This is a genomic window from bacterium (genome assembly GCA_018812485.1).
In the GTDB taxonomy this organism is placed as follows: Bacteria; JAHJDO01; JAHJDO01; order JAHJDO01; family JAHJDO01; genus JAHJDO01.
Window position 1 is genome coordinate 1 of record JAHJDO010000054.1, and the last position, 4,787, is coordinate 4,787.

Annotated in this window: 6 protein-coding genes; 3 read left to right on the forward strand and 3 right to left on the reverse strand. The window is 35.2% G+C overall.

The features are described 5' to 3' along the window. Nucleotides 1–8 precede the first annotated feature (8 nt). The 3 genes from KKC91_04285 to KKC91_04295 all read right to left on the reverse strand — a co-directional run bounded on the left by KKC91_04285 (nt 9) and on the right by KKC91_04295 (nt 1,928). Nucleotides 9–422 (reverse strand): hypothetical protein, encoded by a 414-nt coding sequence (locus tag KKC91_04285; protein MBU0477768.1) that lies wholly within the window; start codon nt 420–422, stop codon nt 9–11. Nucleotides 423–526: 104 nt separating this feature from the next. Continuing rightward, nucleotides 527–1,345 carry a helix-turn-helix domain-containing protein gene (locus tag KKC91_04290; GenBank protein MBU0477769.1) on the reverse strand — a complete coding sequence of 273 codons (819 nt, stop codon included), beginning with the start codon at nt 1,343–1,345 and terminating at the stop codon, nt 527–529. 10 nt (nt 1,346–1,355) lie between these two features. Further along, nucleotides 1,356–1,928 carry a hypothetical protein gene (locus KKC91_04295; protein ID MBU0477770.1) on the reverse strand — a complete coding sequence of 191 codons (573 nt, stop codon included), beginning with the start codon at nt 1,926–1,928 and terminating at the stop codon, nt 1,356–1,358. A 473-nt stretch (nt 1,929–2,401) separates the two neighbouring features. On the opposite strand from KKC91_04295, the gene KKC91_04300 reads away from it, so the two are divergent. The 3 genes from KKC91_04300 to KKC91_04310 all read left to right on the forward strand — a co-directional run. Then, nucleotides 2,402–3,454 carry a hypothetical protein gene (locus KKC91_04300; GenBank protein MBU0477771.1) on the forward strand — a complete coding sequence of 351 codons (1,053 nt, stop codon included), beginning with the start codon at nt 2,402–2,404 and terminating at the stop codon, nt 3,452–3,454. Continuing rightward, nucleotides 3,455–4,318 carry a hypothetical protein gene (locus tag KKC91_04305; GenBank protein MBU0477772.1) on the forward strand — a complete coding sequence of 288 codons (864 nt, stop codon included), beginning with the start codon at nt 3,455–3,457 and terminating at the stop codon, nt 4,316–4,318. Between the two features lie 7 nt (nt 4,319–4,325). Beyond that, the coding region (locus KKC91_04310; protein ID MBU0477773.1) for a hypothetical protein at nt 4,326–4,787 on the forward strand (462 nt) is incomplete at its 3' end.

A 4,787-nucleotide genomic window follows, 5' to 3' on the forward strand; every position in this document is an offset into this window, starting at 1 on the left:
CTTTGCCATCAAGACTTATGTCTTGTTTGTCCTGTTTTATGTTCTAAAATCTCAAACATTATCTTACGGCGTTTTTTAAAAGGAACAAAATTTGCTCTATCCGCTAAATGGCGATAAGCATTACCAATTCGACCATGACTTCCGCCAAGGTTATAGATATCGCACCATACCCCACCTTCACAATGAGGCAAAGAGCATTCTTTAAAAATAGCACAATCTCTGGTTTCATATCGCCTTGCTGCATCTAATAGCGCAGGATTCGCTCCAATGCAGGTCTTCGTCTTCTTAGCAGCATCACGCATGGCTTCGCTGATTTCATACTTGTATTCATCGCAAGACAAAACAAACTTTGCCTCTTCAATCATCCTGGCTTTCTTGAGCAGTTTAGCGATAAGGTTTTTATGTTTTTTGGTGTATTCCATAACACGGTCTCCTTAATAAAATTATGAGTAAAATTAAACATTAATGAACTCTTAACATTACTGCCAAAAGTGGAATTTCGAGGCTAAAACACATCTAAAAACCCCTATATTTTCCTTAACAATTTCATCACCTCTGTAGTAAATGGATGAAGATACTCAGAACCTTTGTATAAGTTTCCATCGGGGAATGAAACATCAACCGACCTTCCTACAATCTTTGCCTCATCAAGAATATCGCGAAAGAATGAGGAAAGTAAATATTCGTCTTCTGACCAGGGTTTAGTATGTAGCGCCTTTAGGATTTTTGCAAAGAAGAGAAATGTTCTGATCCAATTTATACAGTGAAGTACATTTCCTAATTTTAACATTCTGATAAAACCCTGCTCATTTTTCAATAAGTATTTTTTCCCTTCTTCTTTCTCAACAAGTCCAGCCTTTGTCCACCTTTCAAGTATTCTGTAAACAATCTTCTGGTCAAAATAAATCTCTTTTGCAATCTGGTTGGAGTTTCCTTCATGCCTTAAAAGAAGATACAGAAGAACTTCAACACGTGCATTCACTCCAAAAACTCCTCTGAGATATAGAGGTAGAAGACAAGGCTTCTGTATATTTGGTTCTGTGACCTTCTCTTTAACCTGGCTTTTTTCAAAAACACCTTGAGGAACTAAATGCTTATTCAATCTCTTATCTATTTTATAAAAGCACTTTCCAATTCTTTTTAGTCTGGAGGAGTTTAACCACTCTCCATTCTTCTTTATCCATTCTAGCGAGACAGATAAAAGCCTTTTGTCAAACTTTCCCATAAACAGCGTAGATGAAAGCAAACTTTCAAGGTCAATTATCCAGTTCTTCTCCTCCTCAATTTGCGAAGCTACACCAAGGGAAGCCCACTGTCTCCAGTGAATCTGAATCAGTCTGTTCAAAAATTTCTCCCTAAATTCTTTGAGCAATGTCACTGTATCCCTTCTTTCTCAAAAAATCCTTCAAAATAGCCTTAAATCCTTCCGAAACATCCTGGGTTAAAACCCATCTTGCTGCCATCTCCATTTCCTGCTTTGTAGGCTTTAATGCAAATAGGTCATCCACATGATACCCACCGCGGTCAAGTGCTGCATATAGTTTGAAATGTATCTGGTCAAGTCGACTAATAAAATAGATAGTAAGATATTTGCCGTATCGTCTTCCAACAAGTCTCTTTTCAAATCCTACTGGCAAGCCTAATTCTACCTGCGACGCTGGGTCTATATTAATCCATTCTTTCGGAAGTTCGAAATCTCTCTCAACGACTTTTGCTGCTTCCAGAAACCTTTCAGGAAATCTATCTATCTTTTTCACAATGATTTCCTTTTCGCTATAAACAGCTTCACCAAGGACATCTACATCCTTGGTAGTTCTCAAAACGAGACCGAGAGCAAAAAGAGCGGTGCCCCCACAAACTACAAGTGAAATAGGAGAACCATTGTAAAGATCAATTTGCCGGTCAAGAGCATTAAATATATCTTCCATATTTTTTTTGCTAATCATATTATAAGGATTTTATCACCTAATTTTAAGGCTGTCAAGTCCTAAAAAAGAGTGTCAGATAAAAATTAAAAGTGAACTGTTTTAGCCTCGAAAAAGGCCCTACTTTGCCCATGGTGACAGCTTCGCTCTTATTGGGCCTATATTGGTCTCTATAGGCCCTAAAATCCGTTGTGTATTTTTAGGTATTATAAGTTATTCTCCGAATAACTGTTACGTCTTTTTTTACATACCAAGTTTACTAACTGTAGGGAATAATCTAAAGTGGCCTAAAAAGAATAACGAGTAGTAAAGAAAATGTATGTTTTCTTCCAACAAAAGCTGGGTTATGATGTTTCCTGTTCATTTCCAACTCCAACAGTGCGATTTCTTGACAAAGAAAGAGCAAAGTGATACTTTATAGTTGTGTTTCGGTAAATAGGTATGTTTCGGTAAATAACGAAAGAGATGAAAGAAAGATGAAAATGGTTTCGGAAAAGCAAATCTTAAATAAGGTACCAGTTCTTATAGAAAAAAATATCCCTGCTTTTAAGATCAGAAAAATTGTGCATCAGCCTAAAATTAAAGGGATAATTCCTGATATGGTAATTGAGGTTGATATAGCAGGTAAAAAGAGAAAACTTATCATTGAAGTTAAATCTAGAGGCTTCCCTTCACAAATACTTCAATCTATCCCCATTTTGCTTAAAGCAGCCTCTGTGATAAAAAACAGTTATCCTATCTTTGTTTCAGACTTTATCTCTAAGAATGGTGCTTCTATCTGTAAAGAGAATAATATTGGCTATTTAGACCTTGCTGGGAATTGCTATGTAGGTTTAAAAGAGGTCTACATAGAAAAAGTTGGGGAAGAACAAATAAAGAGAACTCACAGCATCTTGAAAAAGTTATTCTCTCCTAAGGCAACGAGGATTATACGAGCATTACTTGAGGAGCCAGAAAGATTATGGGGAATAAGCGAGTTGTCCCAAACCTTAGAGGTAGCCTTGGGATATACTCATGAAGTTATAGCCAAACTTCTTAAGCAAGGATATGTGATTCGCGATCAAAAGAAGCAAATTCATCTGTCTCGTCCAGCTGAGTTACTAAATGACTGGGCAAGACAGTATAGAATTTCTCCTGAGTCTATTCATTCCTATTATTCATCTATAAAAAACCCCCAGGAATTAATGAAGAAAATAGCTAATACACTTAAAAGAAATAGAACTACTTATTGCTTTACTCTTCATGCAGGAGCTTCTTTAGTTGCCCCCTTTATGCGTTTTAATGATGTACATTTTTATTATCTTGGAGATATTAAAAGAATTGTTCAGCAATTAGAGTTAGAAGAAATAGAATTTGGAGGCACAGTCCATCTTATTGAACCTTACGATCAAGGTATGTTTTACCGAAAACAAACTATAGAAGGCAAAGATGTAGTCTGCAATAGTCAACTCTACTTGGATCTTAATCAATATCCTACAAGAGGGAAAGAGCAGGCAGAGTTTTTGCGTGAAAAAAGGATAAAATACTAAATGGGTAAGATTAGAAATGCGGATGAATTTGATTCTGGAGTAGTTAAAGCTTCAAAATCAGTAATTTTAGAGTTGGGTGTAATTTTAAGAAGCTACTTTAATGAATTAATTCTGATTGGTGGGTGGGCACCATATTTTATATTACAAAAATATCAGAAGAAAGGTTTTGACCATATAGGTTCAATTGATATTGACCTTGCTGTTAATCCAACAATAAGCGAGAAGAAATACGGTACAATTATAAGTTTGATAAAAGAGAGGGGTTATCAAGCAGTTCAGGATGAATTGGCAGATGTTTTTGAATTTAGATTTGAGAGAACATTGATTTCTCCTCACGATAATAAAGAGTACACTATAAAAATAGATTTTCTGACTTCTCATCTTGGAGAGGAAGGAATAGAAGCGGTTCACCGCAAAATTCAGCCCGATTTACAGGCTTTAAAAGCCAAAGGTTGTCAGCTTGCATTTGGGCATTTTATGGTTACAGAAATTAAAGATGTTTTGCCGGGTAATGGTAAAGCCGCTTGCAAATGGAAGGTGGCTAATATCGTTAGCAGTTTAATAATGAAGTCCTTTGCTTTGGGTGGAAGATATAAGGAAAAAGACGCATATGATATTCACTATATGATTGCAAATTACAAAAATGGCCCTTTATCTGTTGCTGGGGAGTTAAAGCAATATCTAAATAATGAAGTTGTACAGGAAGGGCTGTCACATATAAGAGAGGCATTTAAAGATATAAACTCTAACGGTCCCGTCTGGGTAGCAAATTTCTATAATATTACTGGTGAACGAGAATATCAAATAAAAATAGCTGATGCCTATAAAAATGTAAGTAAGTTCTTGGAATTATTAGATAGGTAGATCTGTTATGGGTGTTGATGATAATGAAAAACCCATTGGCGTTAAGAATGATAAAAAACTTCTTAGAGAATCATTATTAATGAATAGAGAGAAAAAGGCAATTAAAAGAAGACAAACATCCAAAATTAATCCTAAAATCAATTTTTGTGAGGTGGAAGATCGTTTAGATCGTCTTTCTAGTTCTCTCATAATTGAGAATCTTGAGATATATAATTTAGTAAAGGATCTAACAAACAGAGTTTGTTTTTCTTATAAAGATAAATACGAGAAACGCTGGGAACAATTTTATTTACCTTTAAAAAGAAAAGGAAAAGAGATAAGCAACCCTTTTAGTGTTGCCAAATATGAAAAAGATTTCTTTTGCTATTTTTTCCAGCTGGGCAGTTTACATATTAAAAAAGGAAATAAAGAAACAGAGAAAGTATTTAAAAAGATATTTCAGGAAGCAATTAGATTTATACAATTCATA